This window comes from Pantoea phyllosphaerae, assembly GCF_051025595.1.
In the GTDB taxonomy this organism is placed as follows: domain Bacteria; phylum Pseudomonadota; class Gammaproteobacteria; order Enterobacterales; family Enterobacteriaceae; genus Pantoea.
Map to the genome: position 1 here is coordinate 26,286 of NZ_JBPFDE010000022.1, position 15,990 is coordinate 42,275.

Genomic DNA, 15,990 nt, shown 5'->3' on the forward strand with positions numbered 1-15,990 from the left:
GCTGGTCACGGCGCAGGTCGTCAGCTGGCGCGATGCTGCTGATACTGCTCCGCCACCTGCTGGAAATACTCCGTGAGATAGTCGATGCACACCTGCACCTTCAGCGGCAGCTTATCCTTCTCGGTATAAAGCGCATACACCGGACGGGGATCGGACTGATACTGCGGGAAAAGAATATCGATCTCCCCTGCGTTAATCTCCTCAATCACCCACATCATCGGCACATAGGCGATACCGTTACCAGCCTTGAGCCAGCGGATCAGCGTCAGCGAATCGTTGGTGACGAAACGGCCCTGCGGCGAGAGGCGCGAAACCAGCCCTTCGGGCGCGATTAGCTCGAAATTGTTATCGGGACGCACGCTGTACTCAAGCCAGGAAAAGTTATCGACATCTGCCGGCTTCTCTGGCACGCCGTGCTGCTGCAGATAGCTTTTCGCCGCGCACACCACCATTGGCATCGCGCCGAGGCGGCGAGAAAAAAGGCTGGAGTCCTTCAGCGCGCCCACGCGAATCACTAAATCGAGCCCGTCGGCGATCAGGTCCGGCGCCGGAATGCCCGCCACCAGATTTACGCTCAGGCCGGGGTACTCGCGCAGCATATTGCTGGTCATTTCGGCGAGGACGTTTTGCGCCATGGTAGAGGAGCTGCCGATGCGCAGCGTGCCGACCGGCGTATTGTTGAACGCGTAGAGCTGCTCGTGCACCTGCGTGGCTTCAGCCAGCATGCGGCGACAGCCCTGATAATAGATTTTACCCGCCTCGGTCAGGCCGATACTGCGCGTGCTGCGGTTCAGCAGCTTAACCTGTAGCTCATCTTCCAGTTTCGCCATAATCTGACTGATAGACGAAACGCTGAGGTGAAGCTGGCGTGCGGCGGCGGTAAAAGAACCTAATTCAACCACTTTGGCGAAAATTGACATGCCTTTCAGTCGTTCCATTGTTTACTCTGATTAAAAAGTGATTTAGCTCACATTCTGTAGAAAACGTATAGTCAGGCGCGTTACTATATGCGCGCCCGGGTATTTCCCGGTGATTCGCTTTTGCCCGGGAAGGGTCAAGCTGACCTGATGCAAACGTCTGTTGCCGCCCGATGATACGCTATTATTTACTCAGCAGTGGTTCGGATGCTGTCATCCGCCACCCAGCCGTTGCGGCTTGCAGCCGGGCAGGCTAAGGATCATCCCGGCATGGTCGTACTAAGGATCCCTGATGAGTGTGCTTCCGGTTTTTGTCGTATTTGGGCTCTCTTTCCCGCCCATCTTCATTGAGTTAATCGTCTCGCTAATGCTGTTCTGGCTGGTGAAACGACTGCTGACGCCAAGCGGTATCTACGATCTCGTATGGCATCCGGCGCTTTTTAACACGGCGCTCTACTGCTGTGTGTTTTACCTGGTATCCCGTCTATTCGTCTGAGGTCTAAGTGAAATCGCTAATAAGAAAAATCGCGCGTTACGCGATTACTATCCTGCTGGTTATCATCGCTATTGTTATCATCTTTCGCGCCTGGGTGTTTTACACCGAGTCGCCGTGGACGCGCGACGCTAAATTCGCGGCGGATGTCGTGGCGATTTCGCCGGACGTGACGGGTTTGATTACCGACGTACCCGTGCATGACAACCAGCTGGTAAAAAAGGGCGATACCCTGTTTGTCGTGGATCGTCCACGCTATCAAAAAGCGCTGGATCAGGCGCAGGCCGACGTCGAGTACTACCAGGCGCTGGTCAGCGAAAAACGTCGTGAGGCGTCGCGCCGCAACCAGCTGGGCACCTCGGCGATGTCGCGCGAAGCGATCGACCAGGCGAACAACGATCTGCAAACCACGGAACATCAGCTGGCGAAATCGATCGCCACGCGGGACCTGGCGAAGATCGATCTGGATCGCACTGCCATCACCGCGCCGTCCGACGGCTGGGTGACCAACCTCAACGTCTACAAGGGCGAATTCATTACCCGTGGTTCGGTGGCGGTAGCGCTGGTGCAGCAGCACTCTTTCTACGTGCTGGCCTATCTTGAAGAGACCAAGCTGCACGGCGTCGAGCCGGGTTATCGCGCCGAAGTGACGCCGCTCGGCAGCAACGTGGTGCTGCGTGGCACCGTCGACAGCGTCGCCGCTGGCGTGACCAACAGCAGCAGCTCGGTCGACAATAAAGGCATGGCGACCGTGGATTCCAACCTCGAGTGGGTACGTCTGGCGCAGCGCGTTCCGGTGCGCGTTCGTCTCGATAGGCAGCCCGGCAATCGCTTCCCGGCGGGCACTACCGCGACGGTGGTGATTACCGGCCAGCACGATCGCGCCGATACGCAGGTGTCGCCGATGTCGCGTCTCTTCAATCGCCTGCGTGAGTTTGGTTAAGCGGGGGCGATATGATCGAGTTCCTGCGTTTCCCGATCAAGCTGACCTTCGCGCTGGTGGCAGCGCTGATGATCGGCTTTCACCTTAATCTTGAAACGCCTCGCTGGGCGGTAATGACCGCCGGCATCGTCGCGGGCGGCACCGCTTTTGTCGCCGGCGGCGATCCCTATTCCGGCGCGCTGCGCTATCGCGGCGTGCTGCGTATTATCGGGACTTTTATCGGCTGTATCGCCGCGCTGACCATTATGATCGCTACGGTACGCGCGCCGGTGGTGATGCTGCTGCTCTGCTGCATCTGGGCGGGCGTCTGCGTCTGGCTCTCCTCGCTGATCAAAGTCGAAAACTCCTATGCGCTGGGGCTCGCAGGCTATACCGCGCTGATTATCGTGGTGACCGCCGACGCCAACAATGGCCTGACGCTGGTGCCGCAGTTTGCGGTTGAGCGTTGCAGCGAGATTGTGCTCGGCATTCTCTGCGCCATTCTGGCGGATATGCTCTTCTCGCCGCGCTCGATTAAAAAGGTCATCGACAGTGAAGTCGATGCGCTGTTGGTGGCGCATTATCGCCTGCTGCAGCTCTGCGTGGCGCACGAGGACAAAGAGGAGGTCGACAAGGCGTGGAGCGCGCTGGTGCGCCGCACCTCGGCGCTCGGCACTATGCGCGGCCAGCTGATGATGGAGTCGTCGCGCTGGCAAAACGCCAACCGTCGGCTGCAGATGCTCAACACGCTGTCGCTGACCATGATTACCCAGGCGGCGGAAACCTTCCTTATCCAGAATTCGCGCCCCGAATATATTCCCTCGCAGTATCGTCTGCTGATTGAGAAGAAGGTGGAAAGCGTTGCCGACGTGCACCGACGCATGAAAGTGATGCGCCGGGTGATCGGCGCCAGCGAAGAGGGCAAGGCGCCCGTGACGCTGGCAAGCTGGGTCGGCGCGGCAACGGAATATTTGCTGCTGCTGAAAGGGATTAAAAGCAACAGCCGCATCACAACGGTAGAAGAGAGCATTCTCAAGCGCGAAATCGTTATCCAGGCGCGCTCCGCTGAAACCCACCACGCGATGATTAACGGCATCCGTACCTTTGTCGCCACTGCCCTCGGCTCGCTGTTCTGGCTCTATACCGGCTGGACCTCCGGCAGCGGCTGTATGGTGATGCTGGCGGTGATCACCGCGCTGGCGATGCGCGTGCCGAATCCGCTGATGATGGCGAAGGATTTTTTCTACGGTATGATTTTTGCGGTGCCGCTGAGCTCGTTCTATTTTATGTACCTGCTGCCCAGCACCCAGCAGAGCGTGCTGCTGCTCTGCATCGCCATCGGCCTGCTCGGCTTCATTAGCGGCATCCTGATACAGCGTCGTCAGATAGGCACGCTCGGTGCGCTGGCCGGAACCATCAACGTGCTGGTTCTGGATAATCCCATGACCTTCCACCTGAGCGTGTTCATCGACAACGTGCTGGGGCAGATGATCGGTGCGTTCGTCGCCCTGATGGTCATCCTGCTTATTCGCGACAAATCGAAAGCGCGCACCGGACGTAAGCTGCTTAACCGCTTTATGTATGCTGCGGTGTCGGCGCTGACCACCAACCAGGCGCGCCGTCGCGAAAACCATCTTCCCGCGCTCTATCAACAGCTGTTTATGCTGCTGAACCTGTTTCCTGGCGATATCGACAAGTATCGTATTGCGCTGACGCTGATTATCGGCCATCAGCGGCTGCGCAGTGCGGACGTGCCGGTCAACGCCGATCTGTCGGCCTTCCATCGCCAGCTGCGTGCTACGGCGGATCGCGTGATTTCAGCGCGCAGCGATGAGAAACGGCGCCACTATTTTGAACAGCTGCTGGCGGAGTTTGAGGTCTATCAGCAGAAGCTGGTGCAGTACGATGCGCCGCTCAGCGTCACCGAGCCGGTGAAGCGCCTTGCCGATATGCTCAGCAAATACCAGAACACCCTCATCCAAATCTGAATCTGGCCGCTGCCCGGCGCAGCGGCCGCGCCAGCGCCACGCCTTTCCTAAAACCCTCGCTTTTGCCATCTATACTTTTCTGACAGGAAGAGAAACTGACAGGAGCGACCTCATGACGACCCCGCTACACAACAGCGAACTTTTTCAAACCGGCTATCTGGTTAATGGTGAATGGCATCGCGCCGCCGCCACCTTTGACGTATTGAACCCGGCCACCGGTGAAGTACTGGCCGCCGTGGCGAAGGCGGGCAAGGCCGAAACAGAACGGGCGATCGCCGCCGCCGAACGCGCCTTTCCTGCCTGGCGTTCGCAGACCGCCAAAGCGCGTTCCGAGATCCTCTATCGCTGGTATCAGCTGATGATCGACAACAAAGCCTGGCTGGCGCAGCTGATGACAGCCGAACAGGGCAAGCCTTTGAAAGAGGCGGAAGGCGAGGTGGAATATGCCGCCAGCTTTATTCAGTGGTTCGCCGAGCAGGCGAAGCGCGCTAATGGCGAAATTATTCCACCGGCCAAACCGGGCTCGCGCATTCTGGCCACGCGCGAGCCGATCGGCGTCGTTGCCGCGATCACGCCGTGGAACTTTCCCATGGCAATGCTGACGCGCAAACTTGGTCCCGCACTGGCGGCAGGCTGTACCGGTATTATCAAGCCGGCAAACAACACGCCGCTGAGCGCTTTTGCGCTGCTGGCGCTGGCGAAAAAAGCAGGCGTGCCGGACGGCGTGCTTAACGCGGTGGCTGGTGATACCCACGCCATTAGCGATGCAATTATGGCCAGCAAGGCGGTGCGCAAAATTTCCTTCACCGGCTCGACCGCAGTCGGCAAAACGCTGGTGCGCAACGCCGCTGACACCATGAAAAAGGTGTCGATGGAGCTGGGGGGCAACGCACCCTATATCGTTTTTGAAGATGCGGATATCGACGCGGCGGTTAAAGGTGCTATCGCCAATAAATTCCGCAATGCCGGCCAGGTCTGCGTCAGCGTCAACCGCTTCTATATCCGCGACGCCGTGTACGACCGCTTTGTCAACCAGCTGGCGGAGGAGGTGAAAAAGCTCAAGGTCGGCAACGGCGTAGAGGAGGGCGTGGTGGTAGGCCCGCTGATTGAGGCTTCTGCCGTGGATAAAGTGGAGGAGCACGTGAAGGACGCCAAAGCAAAAGGCGGACGGATCGTCACCGGCGGTGAACGTCACGCGCTGGGCGGCAATTTCTGGCAGCCGACGGTAATCGCCGACGCGCACGAAGAGATGAAGCTGGCACGGGAAGAGACCTTTGGCCCGGTGGCGGCCTGCTTCCGCTTTAGCGACGAGCAGGAGGTGATTCGTCGCGCTAACGATACCGAGTTTGGCCTTGCGGCCTACTTTTATACCCAGAACCTGCAGCGCGTCTTTCGCGTCTCTGCCGCGCTGGAAAGCGGCATGATCGGCATCAACGAATGTGCGGTGTCGACCGAGCTGGCGCCATTTGGCGGTGTAAAAGAGTCGGGGCTGGGGCGCGAAGGTTCCGTGCTTGGCCTGGAAGAGTACCTGGAGGTCAAGGCGCTGCATATCGGCGGCCTGAGCGACAGCTAACGCGCGGGCGGCCCCGCGCCGCCCGGTGAGGAAGGACAGGAGCCTTCACTATGAAAACCGAGCGTTTCGACTTTGACGAGATCGTCGACCAGTCGCATTTTTTCCGCCAGTTCAGCGAGCGCTTTGCCCTGAACATGTATCGTATTGGCGACCTGGATGCGTTATGGGACGTCCTCACCGGCGAGGAGCTGCCGATGCCGCTGGAAATTGAATTTATCAATCTGGGAAAGGGGCAGAAACGGCGCTACGGCGCACTGATCCTGTTATTTGATGAGGCGGAAGAGGAGCTGGAGGGCCAGCTCCGCTTTAATATCCGGTAACCCGACAAAAAGGGCCCCGACAAGCGAGGCCAAAGGGTTCGTCAGCAGTTGTTGACGAGGAATTATTTATAGAGTTCAGCAGTAAAGTGATAGTTGTCGCCAGTGCGCGCTTCGATCACTTTATAAGCGCTGGCACCTTGTTCATCGGCTTTCTGCGAAAGCTGTGCGCGGTAATCCATCGGCGCGCCCGCTGTACCACTGATTGTCACTGTGCCCGCAGGCTGCATGTTCTGTGCCTGATCGCCGGTAACCAACTGCGCTGCCTGAGCGCCGAATGCGATGACGGAAAGCAGGCTAACGGTTGCGATGGTTGTTTTGATTTTCATTGTTCGTCTCCTCATTACAATCAACAACCTGCGGTTGACATCATGATGCGGGTCGTCGATATAGCAGGCGTCGCGTGGGCGCCCGATCGGTTAATTATTTATAGAGTTCAGCCGTGACGTGATAGGTGTCGTCCTGGTTGTTCTCAATGATGCGGTAGTGGCTTGCGCCCTGCGCATCCGCCTTCTGAGAAAGCGCCTGACGGATATTGGTCTGATCGCCGTCATGACCGCTGATGCTGATGGTCTGATTCAGCGGCTGCAGCGTTTGGGCCTGTTGATTCGATACCAGACTGGCTGCGCTGGCACCGAATGACAGCGTGGCGGTCAGCGCGGCTAAAGCAATAAGAGATTTGGTTTTCATGGTCTACTCTCCTGAATTCATCGATAAGGCCACCCGATGCGCAATGCGCGCTTCAATAAGGCTGCCCGTCCAACGACATCTGGCTAACGCGCTTATTTATACAGCTCGGCGGTAGCGTGGTAGTTGCCGTTGTTATAAGCCTCGATAACGCGGTAAGCGCTGGCGCCTTTCTGCTCTGCCTTCGCATTCAGCTCTTCTTTAATCTGCATTGGAGAACCCGCTACGCCGCTTACGCTGACTGAGCCAATTGACTGCAGATTTTGCGCCTGCTGGGCGTCGATAGATTCCGCTGCAAAAGCACCGAATGACAGGGCAGACAGAATGCTCAAAGTTGCGATAGTAGTTTTAACGTTCATATATATTTCCTCGTCGTCTGTTTTTCTCTTTTTGTTTGATGTGATTTGCGTCACGAAAAGAAGTATAGAACTAATAACGCATGAAATTAATACCTGCCTAATAATGTTTTGTTGTGATTCTTTATCCTTATGGCTCATTTTTATTCTTTATGGTTATAAAAACGGGTTAAAAACCAGGCTATAGCGGTTAAATGCCTTTAAAAATAGCAGGATGGGTGACTTTATCTTTTTGTGCGAAAGGCTATGGTGAATGTCGCTGGTTATTGATTTAGATCTGGGCATTACCGCTAATCACATAGTGTAAAGCAGCGTAAAATAGCGCGGAAGGTTAAGCAGGCAAATAGGTATGACCATACAGACTCATGACGTCAGCAGGTAGAGGAATAAGTTAAGGAACTGAATAAGCGGTGAATGAGGGGCAAGCAGGGCAGGCAGAGCGACCGGCAGCAGGGCTGCCGGTCAAAAGAAGCGATTTAAAGCTCTTGCTCAAATACGGTAAGAAGCGCGCTATGCAGTTTTCTGACGGTGAACGCGCGCGCGGGCGTGATAAAGATCGTATCGTCGCCAGCGATGGTGCCGAGAATGCCTTCCGCTTTGCCTAGCGAGTCAAGCAGACGGGCGATCAGCTGCGCTGCGCCAGGGCTGGTGCGAATCACGATCAGCGCATCGTTATAGTCGATATCCAGCACCAGATTTTTTAACGGGCTGGTGGTGGTCGGCACGCCCAGTTCCGCCGGCAGACAGTAAACCATCTCCATTTTGGCGTTACGCGTGCGCACCGCGCCAAATTTAGTCAGCATACGAGACACCTTCGACTGATTGATATTGTCGAAGCCTTCCTCCTGAAGCGCCTGTACAATTTCGCCTTGAGAGCTGAATTTCTCTTGTTTTAACAAGGCTTTAAACGCTTTAATCAATTCGTCTTGTTTAGATGGGTTTCGCATAAGCTACCAGTAAAGAAAAATGCCGAACGCCCGCCGACGGCAGATACATTATTATGCATATGAATGAATTTTTATGCAATTAGTCGATAAAAAAGGCAGGCGCAGCGGGTTGCGGGCGGCAATGATAGCAAAATTTTTAGCACAGACCAAAAAGACGCAAGAGCAGGAAAAGCGAAGGTTGCAGAATTGTTATACAATTGAGGTGTCATATGGATAGCTATCATGGCCGTGCTCTATCTGCCATCGACATTGTTGTTGGTCATTCAGGCGCGTTGTGCTGACAAAGTAGCAACCCAAAAGATTAAGTGCTGCTGCACGCATAATGAACAGTGGGTTTGTCATCGTCTGAGAAGTTGATTCAGGTCTTAACACAGATGGAAATTCGGCTCTACTCTGCCCCACCTTAATAAGGAGTACAGAATGAAAGTTGCCGTTCTTGGCGCTGCTGGCGGAATTGGTCAGGCGCTCGCCCTTCTGTTAAAAACCCAGCTTCCTGCGGGTTCTGAACTTACGCTCTATGATATTGCGCCGGTGACGCCCGGTGTAGCGGTGGATCTCAGCCATATTCCCACCGCGGTCAAAATTCAGGGCTTTAGCGGCGAAGACGCGACGCCTGCGCTGCAGGGTGCGGACGTCATCCTGATCTCAGCGGGCGTCGCGCGTAAGCCAGGCATGGATCGCGCCGATCTGTTTAACGTTAACGCAGGCATCGTGCGCAACCTGATCGAGCAGGTGGCGCAAACCGCGCCTAAAGCGCTTGTTGGCATTATTACTAACCCGGTCAATACCACGGTAGCCATCGCCGCTGACGTGCTGAAAAAGCACGGCGTCTATGACAAAAACCGGCTGTTCGGCGTCACCACGCTGGATATTATCCGCGCAAATACCTTTGTCGCCGAGCTAAAAGGCAAGCAGCCAGATGAGGTTGAGGTGCCGGTAATCGGCGGCCACTCCGGCGTGACCATCCTGCCGCTGCTGTCGCAGGTGAAAGGCGTAAGCTTTAGCGAAGACGAGGTCGCCAGCCTGACGAAACGTATCCAGAATGCGGGGACGGAGGTGGTCGAAGCTAAAGCGGGCGGCGGATCGGCGACGCTGTCGATGGGTCAGGCCGCGGCGCGCTTCGGCCTGTCGCTGGTGCGCGCCCTGCAGGGCGAAGCGAACGTAGTGGAGTGCGCTTACGTAGAGGGCGACGGCGAGTACGCTCGCTTCTTCTCGCAGCCGCTGCTGCTGGGCAAGAACGGCATCGCCGAGCGACGCGCTATCGGCGCGCTGAGCGATTTTGAACAGCAGGCGTTAAACGGCATGCTGGAGACCTTGAAAAAAGATATCGCGCAGGGCGAGGAGTTCGTGAAGCAGTAAGCGCTGCGTTCAGACTCTTTTCACCGCTGACGAGGCCCGGCTTAACGGGCCTCTGCAGCGTGTGAACCGCTTTTCCCTTCCTTTCATTACGCGCCTTTACCCGTTCACCGCCGCGCTACAGGCCGCCAGATTTAAAGGTGCGCGCTGCCGGCGTGCCGTTGCTGGCTGGCGTCTTCTTGCCCAGCGTCTCCATACGCACCTGGAAAGGCGGGAAGGGCATTTCGATACCGTGCTCGGCAAAGCCTTTCAGGATCAGCTGATGCAGCTCGTGGCGCAGCGGCATGCGGTGGCCCATCTCCGCCGCATGGATACGCAGCTCGAACAGCTGAATGCCCTGCTGCAGATCGACCAGGAAGACATCCGGCGCCGGCACGTCCAGCACATAGCTGCAGCGTTCGCACGCCTGTCTCAGCACCGTCGTTACCTCTTCGCTGTTGACATGCGCGGGCGCAGGGATAGTCAGCACTACGCGCGTCACCGAGTCGGAAAGCGACCAGTTGACGAACTGCTCGGTAATAAAGGCCTTGTTCGGGACGATAATCTCTTTGCGGTCCCAGTCGATAATGGTGGTGGCGCGCGTATTGATGCGCGTAATGCTGCCGGTCAAATCGCGGATGGTTACGGTATCGCCGATACGGATCGGCTTCTCGAAGAGGATAATCAGGCCAGAAATAAAGTTGGCGAAAATTTCCTGCAGACCAAAACCGAGCCCCACACCGAGCGCGGCGACCAGCCACTGCAGCTTCGACCACTCGATGCCGATCATTGAGAAGCCAATCAGGCCGCCAACCAGCATCAGCACATACTTGGTCAGCGTGGTAATGGCGTAACCGGTGCCGGGCGTCAGATTGAGGTGCTGCAGCAGCGCCAGCTCCAGCAGCGCGGGCATATTGCGCACCAGCTGGGTGGTGATAATCAGCACCAGAATCGCAATCAGCACCGAGCCCAGCGTAATCGGCTGAATGCTCTCCACGCCCTGTACCGTGGTGCTGACGTCCCACAGTCGAATATTCTCGAGAAAGCCGAAGGCGGAATGGATCTCCGACCAGAGCACAATCACTGACACCAGCGCAACTAGGGTAAGGATTGAGCGCACCAGCCGCAGCGACTGCGCGCTGATGGCGTCAAGGTCGATAATCGGCTCATCGATCTCAACCTCGCCATTTTGCGCGGCGGACTCTTTCTCATCTTCATGGCGCGCGCGGTTAGCCAGCATATCGGCACGGCGCTGACGCGCGCGGTCAAAGGCGATGCGCCGCCGTTGGATCAGCATCCAGCGGCGGATAATGTGGTAGATCACCAGCAGCAGGAACCAGATAGCGACAGAGGTCTCCAGTCGCGCCAGCAGCGCCTGCGCGGTCGCCAGATAGCCAATCATCGAGGCGAGGGCGGCCGCCAGCGGAATGGCGATCATCAGGTTCCACAGCACGCGGTTTACCAGATTCTCACCGTTACCCTCTTTATCCAGATAGAGCGGGATGCCGGCGCGCTTCAGGCTCACGGTAACGATCGACAGCGCGCCGCAGATCAGGATAAAGCAGAGTCGGCCAAGCGAGGCGGAAAACTGGCGATCCTCCATATTGGCGAAGGCGATCAGCAGCATAATCAGCGGCACAATCAAGCCGATGGTCAGCGAGTAGTAGCGGGTCGCGCGCGCCACGCGGGTTTGCGGCCAGCGAAAATGCACCACAAACAGGCCGTTAGGCCGGGCGAACGCGGCGCTGATCATAAAGGCCCACAGCAGCGGCAGCGTCGCCGTAATGCCGTCGCCAAACGCCACCGCGATGGGGTAGGGCCAGGCGTGCTGTAGCCCGTAGCCGAGCGCCGCCCAGAGCACAGGCAGCGGCAGCGCCACCAGAATCGACCAGAAAACGGTGCGCATCGTCAGGCGAAAGCGATCCTGCGTCACTTTACCTACCTTGCTCGCCGAGCGCGCCAGAAAGGCGTTGAAGTGGCGGCGCGTTCTGAGGCTGAAGCCGACCAGCAGCACCGCGCCGATTAAGGGCAGTACGGTCTCGCGGCTGGTGACCATCATCGCCAGCGCTTTGCCGAGCTGACTCAGGGTATCGAGCGACAGCAGGCGCGACAGATCGCGCGCCACTTCCACCGGGTAGTTCAGGCCGACCGGGCTGATGTCTGCCGTCCAGAACAGATAGCGGTGGGTGGCGTCTTTCACGTCGGTCAGCGCATCCTGCAGCTGGGTATTGGCGACCTTGAGCTTGGTAATCTCAAGGATCAGCGTATCGCAGCCGGAGATCAGCGAATTTAGCAGCTCGCGCTGGGTCTTCAACTGCGCCTCCAGAATACGGCGCTGTTCGGCACTGAAGGGCTGTCCGTCGGGCTGATGCGCTTTGCGCAGCGTCTCCTGCTGCTGCAGCAGATCTTCATAATGCAGGCGCTGCACGCGCAGCTGCGCCATTTCGTTGTCGATCTGCTGCGACTTAGGCATATCAGGCAGTCGCGCTACCTGCGCGCGCAGCGCTTCGCCCAGTAAATTGGAGGCGCCGAGCCACTGTGACTGTTCGCGCAGGGTGCCCAGCGCCTGACGTACCTGGATAATCTGATTGGTCGCCAGCCGCTGCTGAGAGGCCACCAGATCCATACGCTGCGCCTGCTGGTTCAGTGCGGCAGAAAGATCGCGGTTAACGCGAAACTGATCGCTGATAACCGGTGGCAGGTCGCCGCTGTTTTCCGCCAGCTGCTCGGTGCGCGCCAGCGCCAGCTCCGCCTCGCGCTGACGCTGTTCATTTAACTGATTGCGCAGCGCCTGCAGATAGTTGTCGAGCTGCGCCGCTTTGCGCTGATGCAGATCGGCGCGCATGCGCGCCAGCTCCTGACGATTGTTGGCGGAGAGCTGCGCCAGCTCCAGCTCGTCCACGCGCGCCTTATTGACCGCATTTTCCGCCTGGCGCGCCCACAGCTGCGCCTGGCTCTGCGACGACGCAGTGGCAGAGCCGCTCTGCAAGCGGCGGTCGCTCTCGGTCATGGCCCGACGCGCGTCGGTTTGCTGTTGTGGAAGCTGCGACAGCGAGTCGCTGATCTCGCGCGCGCGATCCTGCTCCTGCTGCGCCTGGCGGCCCTCTTCCAGCAGCTGGCTGCTGACCTGCAGAATCTCCTGATCGAGCTGGGCGCTGCTCATACTGCTGGTGCTGCGCACGCTTTTGCTGCCGTCGTCTAACGAGGTGATTTGTTGGCGCAGCTCGCGCGCGAGGCGGGGAAAATCGTCGATGACCTGCTGATACTGCTTTGCGCGCTCCAGCGACGCATCGCGTTCGGAAAGAGAGTTGAGGGCAGCCTCGAGAGACTGCACCTGATCCGCCTGCGCGGGAGAGCTTTTTGCCGCTTTCGCCTCGTCCAGCGCCTGTTTAAGTTGGCTGGCGTCCGGCACGGTGGCCGCCAGCGCTGAGGTGCTGAGCCAGAGGCTCAGCAGCAGGATGAGAAACGATCGCACAGCAAAAACACTCTCAGCGGTTAGTCGGCGACAACGTCGACGGGGGCAGTCTGCGGCAGCGCGATAGCCAGCGGCTGGCCAAGACGCGTCTTGCTTTCAGCTTCCAGGCTCTCTGCCAGCTTAACGCGTCCCGGCGCGAACAGATTAATCACGGTGGATCCGAGCTTAAAGCGGCCCATCTCCTGGCCTTTCAGCAGCACAACGGCACCTTCGCTATCCGCAGCCGGATAGTGCCAGCGTTTGATCACCCCTTCGCGCGGCGGCGTAATGGTGCCGGCCCAGCTGGTTTCGATGCTGCCGACGATAGTGGCGCCCACGAGGATCTGCACCATCGGGCCGATGTCGGTATCGAAATAGCAGATCACGCGCTCGTTGCGCGCGAATAAATTCGGGATATTGCGCGCCGTCAGCGGGTTCACCGAGTAGAGATCGCCCGGCACGTAGATCATCTCGCGCAGAATGCCGTTGCACGGCATATGCACGCGATGGTAGTCGCGCGGCGCAAGGTAAGTGGTAACGAAATGGCCGTCGCGGAACTGCGCCGCCATCGTTTCCTGACCCGCTAACAGCGCGTCGAGCGTATAGTGATGGCCTTTCGCCTGGAAAATCTGATCGCCTTCGATGCGGCCCAGCTGGCTGATGGCGCCGTCGGCAGGCAGCACGATCAGGTTCGCGTCGGGATCGACCGGACGCGCGTCATCTTTTAACGGACGAACAAAAAAGTCGTTAAAGGTGCGATAGCTGGCGGTGTCGGACTTCCGCGCTTCCGACATATCCACTTTGTAGAACCAGACGAAGATATCAATCACCAGTTTGGTCAACCATCCGCCACGACGGCTGGCACCCCAACCGGCAAGTTCCGTTAACCATTTTTTCGGCAGTACATGATTCAGGCCGAGTTTTACACGATCAAACACCTTAGCCTCCTGGCTTTGTTTCGCGTCAATCAAAAGGGGGCGAATCATATCAGCGCCCCGGTCAGATGGCGAATTTCCCCGTGATCCCGTCCGTTACAGAGGCGATGCAGGGTCAATGCCGCGGTAAGCAGCGAGCATCACTCGCTGGAGGAGAAATTCTTGCGCGTTTTCACCTGCGCCATGCTCTCCAGAATACGGTGATAATTGTCGAAGCGCGAAACGTCTATCTGGCCCGCCTCGACGGCCGCGCGAATAGCGCAGCCGGGATCGCTGCCGTGCTTACAGTCGCGGAACTTACAACCGCCGATAAATTCACGAAATTCGACAAATCCGCGGGTAATTTGTTCCGGCTCAAGGTGCCATAAGCCGAACTCGCGCACGCCCGGCGAATCGATCACGTCGCCGCCGTGGGGAAAATGGTACAGGCGCGATGCGGTGGTGGTGTGCTGGCCTAGCCCGGAAACGTCAGAGACGTCGTTGGTAACGATGGCGGTTTCCAGCGCCGCGTCCAGGCCGAGCAGGGCGTTCAGCAGGCTCGACTTGCCGACGCCAGATTGCCCAGCGAAAATGCTGATGCGATCGGTCAGCGCCGCTTCAAGATCTGCCAGGCCCGCTTTGGCATGGCTGGAGACCATCAGCACGCGATAGCCGATACGGCGATAGATATCCATCTGCTGGTCGACAAAGGCACGCGCCTCGTCATCCAGCAGGTCGGTCTTGTTCAGCACCAGCAGCGGTTCGATGCCCAGGGTTTCGCTCGCCACCAGATAGCGGTCGATAATATTAAGCGACAGCTCAGGCAAAATCGCCGAAACGATAATGATCTGGTCGATATTGGCGGCGATCGGCTTTAGCCCGTCGTAGTAGTCGGGACGCGTCAGCACGCTGCTGCGCTCGTGCACCGCCTCGACGATGCCTTTGCCGCCGCCGAGCGCCGGACGCCAGACGACGCGATCGCCGGTCACCAGCGAACGGATCGTGCGGCGCAGGTTGCAGCGATGCACCTCGCCTGCGGCGTCCTCGACGTCTGCGTGCATGCCGAAACGGCTGATCACGACGCCTTCGGCCGCTTCACCAAACAGATTGTCGTCAGCTTCCGGCGCATCGCGCTGGTTCAGACGACGCTGATGGTTAGCGCTGACGCGACGTTGTTGACCTTTCGACAGTTTATTTTTGCTCACGCATCCTCTCAGGCTTTCGTCAGACTTCGCCCGGTTGGGCAAAACGTCTATGATACACCTTATTCACTCTTGATGACGACTACGGCTACGGCGGGAAAAAGCATGGCGACAGGAAATGAAAGTAATCTGATTTGGATCGATCTGGAGATGACCGGACTGGATCCGGAGCGCGACCGCATTATCGAGATTGCCACGCTGGTGACCGACGCGAATCTCAATATTCTGGCGGAAGGGCCGGTCATGGCGGTGCATCAATCCGACGCACAGCTGGCGCTGATGGACGAGTGGAACGTGCGCACCCATACCGCGAGCGGGCTGGTGGAGCGCGTAAAAGCCAGCGAGTTCGACGATCGCCGCGCCGAACTGGCGACGATTGAATTTCTTAAGCAGTGGGTGCCTGCTAACAGCTCGCCAATTTGCGGCAACAGTATTGGTCAGGATCGCCGTTTTCTTTTTAAATACATGCCGGAGCTGGAAGCCTACTTCCACTATCGCTATCTCGACGTCAGCACCTTAAAAGAGCTGGCGCGTCGCTGGAAGCCGGAAATTCTGCCCGGTTTCAAAAAGGCGGGCACGCATCAGGCGCTGGATGATATTCGCGAATCGGTCGCCGAGCTGGCATACTACCGCGAGCACTTTTTGCAGCTTTAGCCCTGAAAGGTGCGCAGGAAAACAGCAGGTTGCTGCTTTAATCGGCAAACGAATCGAAAGCGCAAAATTTTGCTTTTAGACTCTTGCAGCAGCAGTAATTTCTCGTATAATGCGCACCCCGTACCGATGAAGAATTTATACAACGGTACAAGGCGCGGGAATAGCTCAGTTGGTAGAGCACGACCTTGCCAAGGTCGGGGTCGCGAGTTCGAGTCTCGTTTCCCGCTCCAA

At 57.8% G+C, this 15,990-nt stretch carries 15 protein-coding genes and 1 tRNA gene; 8 read left to right on the plus strand and 8 right to left on the minus strand.

The window, feature by feature from the left end:
* Positions 1 to 20: 20 nt before the first annotated feature.
* Complete coding sequence (gene aaeR / locus ACR6A7_RS20095) at positions 21 to 938, minus strand: HTH-type transcriptional activator AaeR (protein ID WP_434127027.1); 918 nt, start codon at positions 936 to 938, stop codon at positions 21 to 23.
* A gap of 271 nt (positions 939 to 1,209) precedes the next feature.
* Between aaeR and aaeX the strand changes: the two genes are divergently transcribed.
* The 5 genes from aaeX to ACR6A7_RS20120 all read left to right on the plus strand — a co-directional run bounded on the left by aaeX (position 1,210) and on the right by ACR6A7_RS20120 (position 6,213).
* On the plus strand, positions 1,210 to 1,413 hold the full coding sequence (gene aaeX / locus ACR6A7_RS20100; protein WP_033754795.1) for a p-hydroxybenzoic acid efflux pump operon protein AaeX: 204 nt from the start codon (positions 1,210 to 1,212) through the stop codon (positions 1,411 to 1,413).
* A 7-nt stretch (positions 1,414 to 1,420) separates the two neighbouring features.
* Positions 1,421 to 2,353: a p-hydroxybenzoic acid efflux pump subunit AaeA gene (aaeA, locus tag ACR6A7_RS20105; RefSeq protein ID WP_434127028.1), complete on the plus strand. Its 933-nt coding sequence runs from the start codon at positions 1,421 to 1,423 to the stop codon at positions 2,351 to 2,353.
* Positions 2,354 to 2,364: 11 nt separating this feature from the next.
* Positions 2,365 to 4,320 carry a p-hydroxybenzoic acid efflux pump subunit AaeB gene (aaeB, locus tag ACR6A7_RS20110; RefSeq protein WP_434127029.1) on the plus strand — a complete coding sequence of 652 codons (1,956 nt, stop codon included), beginning with the start codon at positions 2,365 to 2,367 and terminating at the stop codon, positions 4,318 to 4,320.
* 112 nt (positions 4,321 to 4,432) lie between these two features.
* On the plus strand, positions 4,433 to 5,893 hold the full coding sequence (locus ACR6A7_RS20115; protein WP_434127030.1) for an NAD-dependent succinate-semialdehyde dehydrogenase: 1,461 nt from the start codon (positions 4,433 to 4,435) through the stop codon (positions 5,891 to 5,893).
* A gap of 50 nt (positions 5,894 to 5,943) precedes the next feature.
* Positions 5,944 to 6,213, plus strand: a complete 270-nt coding sequence (locus ACR6A7_RS20120; RefSeq protein WP_434127031.1) for a barstar family protein — start codon at positions 5,944 to 5,946, stop codon at positions 6,211 to 6,213.
* 62 nt (positions 6,214 to 6,275) lie between these two features.
* On the opposite strand, the gene yhcN (ACR6A7_RS20125) is transcribed toward ACR6A7_RS20120, so the two are convergent.
* The 4 genes from yhcN (ACR6A7_RS20125) to argR form a co-directional block, all read right to left on the minus strand.
* A complete protein-coding gene (yhcN, locus tag ACR6A7_RS20125; protein WP_434127032.1) occupies positions 6,276 to 6,539 on the minus strand; it encodes a peroxide/acid stress response protein YhcN in 264 nt (87 codons plus the stop codon).
* 94 nt (positions 6,540 to 6,633) lie between these two features.
* The gene (locus ACR6A7_RS20130; RefSeq protein ID WP_434127033.1) at positions 6,634 to 6,900 is read right to left on the minus strand and encodes a YdgH/BhsA/McbA-like domain containing protein; all 267 of its coding nucleotides are present in this window, start codon (positions 6,898 to 6,900) and stop codon (positions 6,634 to 6,636) included.
* Between the two features lie 92 nt (positions 6,901 to 6,992).
* Positions 6,993 to 7,256, minus strand: a complete 264-nt coding sequence (gene yhcN, locus ACR6A7_RS20135) for a peroxide/acid stress response protein YhcN (protein WP_434127040.1) — start codon at positions 7,254 to 7,256, stop codon at positions 6,993 to 6,995.
* A 473-nt stretch (positions 7,257 to 7,729) separates the two neighbouring features.
* A complete protein-coding gene (argR, locus tag ACR6A7_RS20140; RefSeq protein ID WP_103794479.1) occupies positions 7,730 to 8,200 on the minus strand; it encodes a transcriptional regulator ArgR in 471 nt (156 codons plus the stop codon).
* 420 nt (positions 8,201 to 8,620) lie between these two features.
* Here argR and mdh point away from each other — a divergent pair, with 420 nt between their 5' ends.
* On the plus strand, positions 8,621 to 9,559 hold the full coding sequence (gene mdh, locus ACR6A7_RS20145) for a malate dehydrogenase (RefSeq protein ID WP_434127034.1): 939 nt from the start codon (positions 8,621 to 8,623) through the stop codon (positions 9,557 to 9,559).
* A 115-nt stretch (positions 9,560 to 9,674) separates the two neighbouring features.
* On the opposite strand, the gene mscM is transcribed toward mdh, so the two are convergent.
* The 3 genes from mscM to rsgA form a co-directional block, all read right to left on the minus strand.
* Complete coding sequence (mscM, locus tag ACR6A7_RS20150; protein ID WP_434127035.1) at positions 9,675 to 13,010, minus strand: miniconductance mechanosensitive channel MscM; 3,336 nt, start codon at positions 13,008 to 13,010, stop codon at positions 9,675 to 9,677.
* Positions 13,011 to 13,030: 20 nt separating this feature from the next.
* Entirely contained in the window at positions 13,031 to 13,927 is an 897-nt protein-coding gene (gene asd / locus ACR6A7_RS20155) for an archaetidylserine decarboxylase (RefSeq protein WP_434127036.1), read from the minus strand.
* A 137-nt stretch (positions 13,928 to 14,064) separates the two neighbouring features.
* On the minus strand, positions 14,065 to 15,108 hold the full coding sequence (gene rsgA, locus ACR6A7_RS20160; RefSeq protein ID WP_434127037.1) for a small ribosomal subunit biogenesis GTPase RsgA: 1,044 nt from the start codon (positions 15,106 to 15,108) through the stop codon (positions 14,065 to 14,067).
* Between the two features lie 102 nt (positions 15,109 to 15,210).
* Between rsgA and orn the strand changes: the two genes are divergently transcribed.
* Together orn and ACR6A7_RS20170 are read left to right on the plus strand one after the other, a co-directional pair.
* Positions 15,211 to 15,759: an oligoribonuclease gene (gene orn / locus ACR6A7_RS20165; protein ID WP_434127038.1), complete on the plus strand. Its 549-nt coding sequence runs from the start codon at positions 15,211 to 15,213 to the stop codon at positions 15,757 to 15,759.
* 154 nt (positions 15,760 to 15,913) lie between these two features.
* Positions 15,914 to 15,989, plus strand: a tRNA-Gly gene (locus ACR6A7_RS20170).
* Position 15,990: the final 1 nt, after the last annotated feature.

What these genes read in the sequence shown, in the direction of transcription:
- aaeR (WP_434127027.1), bottom strand. Translation starts at nt 938, where the DNA reads ATGGAACGACTGAAAGGCATGTCAATTTTCGCCAAAGTGGTTGAATTA.
- aaeX (WP_033754795.1), top strand. Translation starts at nt 1,210, where the DNA reads ATGAGTGTGCTTCCGGTTTTTGTCGTATTTGGGCTCTCTTTCCCGCCC.
- aaeB (WP_434127029.1), top strand. Translation starts at nt 2,365, where the DNA reads ATGATCGAGTTCCTGCGTTTCCCGATCAAGCTGACCTTCGCGCTGGTG.
- ACR6A7_RS20115 (WP_434127030.1), top strand. Translation starts at nt 4,433, where the DNA reads ATGACGACCCCGCTACACAACAGCGAACTTTTTCAAACCGGCTATCTG.
- ACR6A7_RS20120 (WP_434127031.1), top strand. Translation starts at nt 5,944, where the DNA reads ATGAAAACCGAGCGTTTCGACTTTGACGAGATCGTCGACCAGTCGCAT.
- yhcN (WP_434127032.1), bottom strand. Translation starts at nt 6,539, where the DNA reads ATGAAAATCAAAACAACCATCGCAACCGTTAGCCTGCTTTCCGTCATC.
- ACR6A7_RS20130 (WP_434127033.1), bottom strand. Translation starts at nt 6,900, where the DNA reads ATGAAAACCAAATCTCTTATTGCTTTAGCCGCGCTGACCGCCACGCTG.
- yhcN (WP_434127040.1), bottom strand. Translation starts at nt 7,256, where the DNA reads ATGAACGTTAAAACTACTATCGCAACTTTGAGCATTCTGTCTGCCCTG.
- argR (WP_103794479.1), bottom strand. Translation starts at nt 8,200, where the DNA reads ATGCGAAACCCATCTAAACAAGACGAATTGATTAAAGCGTTTAAAGCC.
- mdh (WP_434127034.1), top strand. Translation starts at nt 8,621, where the DNA reads ATGAAAGTTGCCGTTCTTGGCGCTGCTGGCGGAATTGGTCAGGCGCTC.
- orn (WP_434127038.1), top strand. Translation starts at nt 15,211, where the DNA reads ATGGCGACAGGAAATGAAAGTAATCTGATTTGGATCGATCTGGAGATG.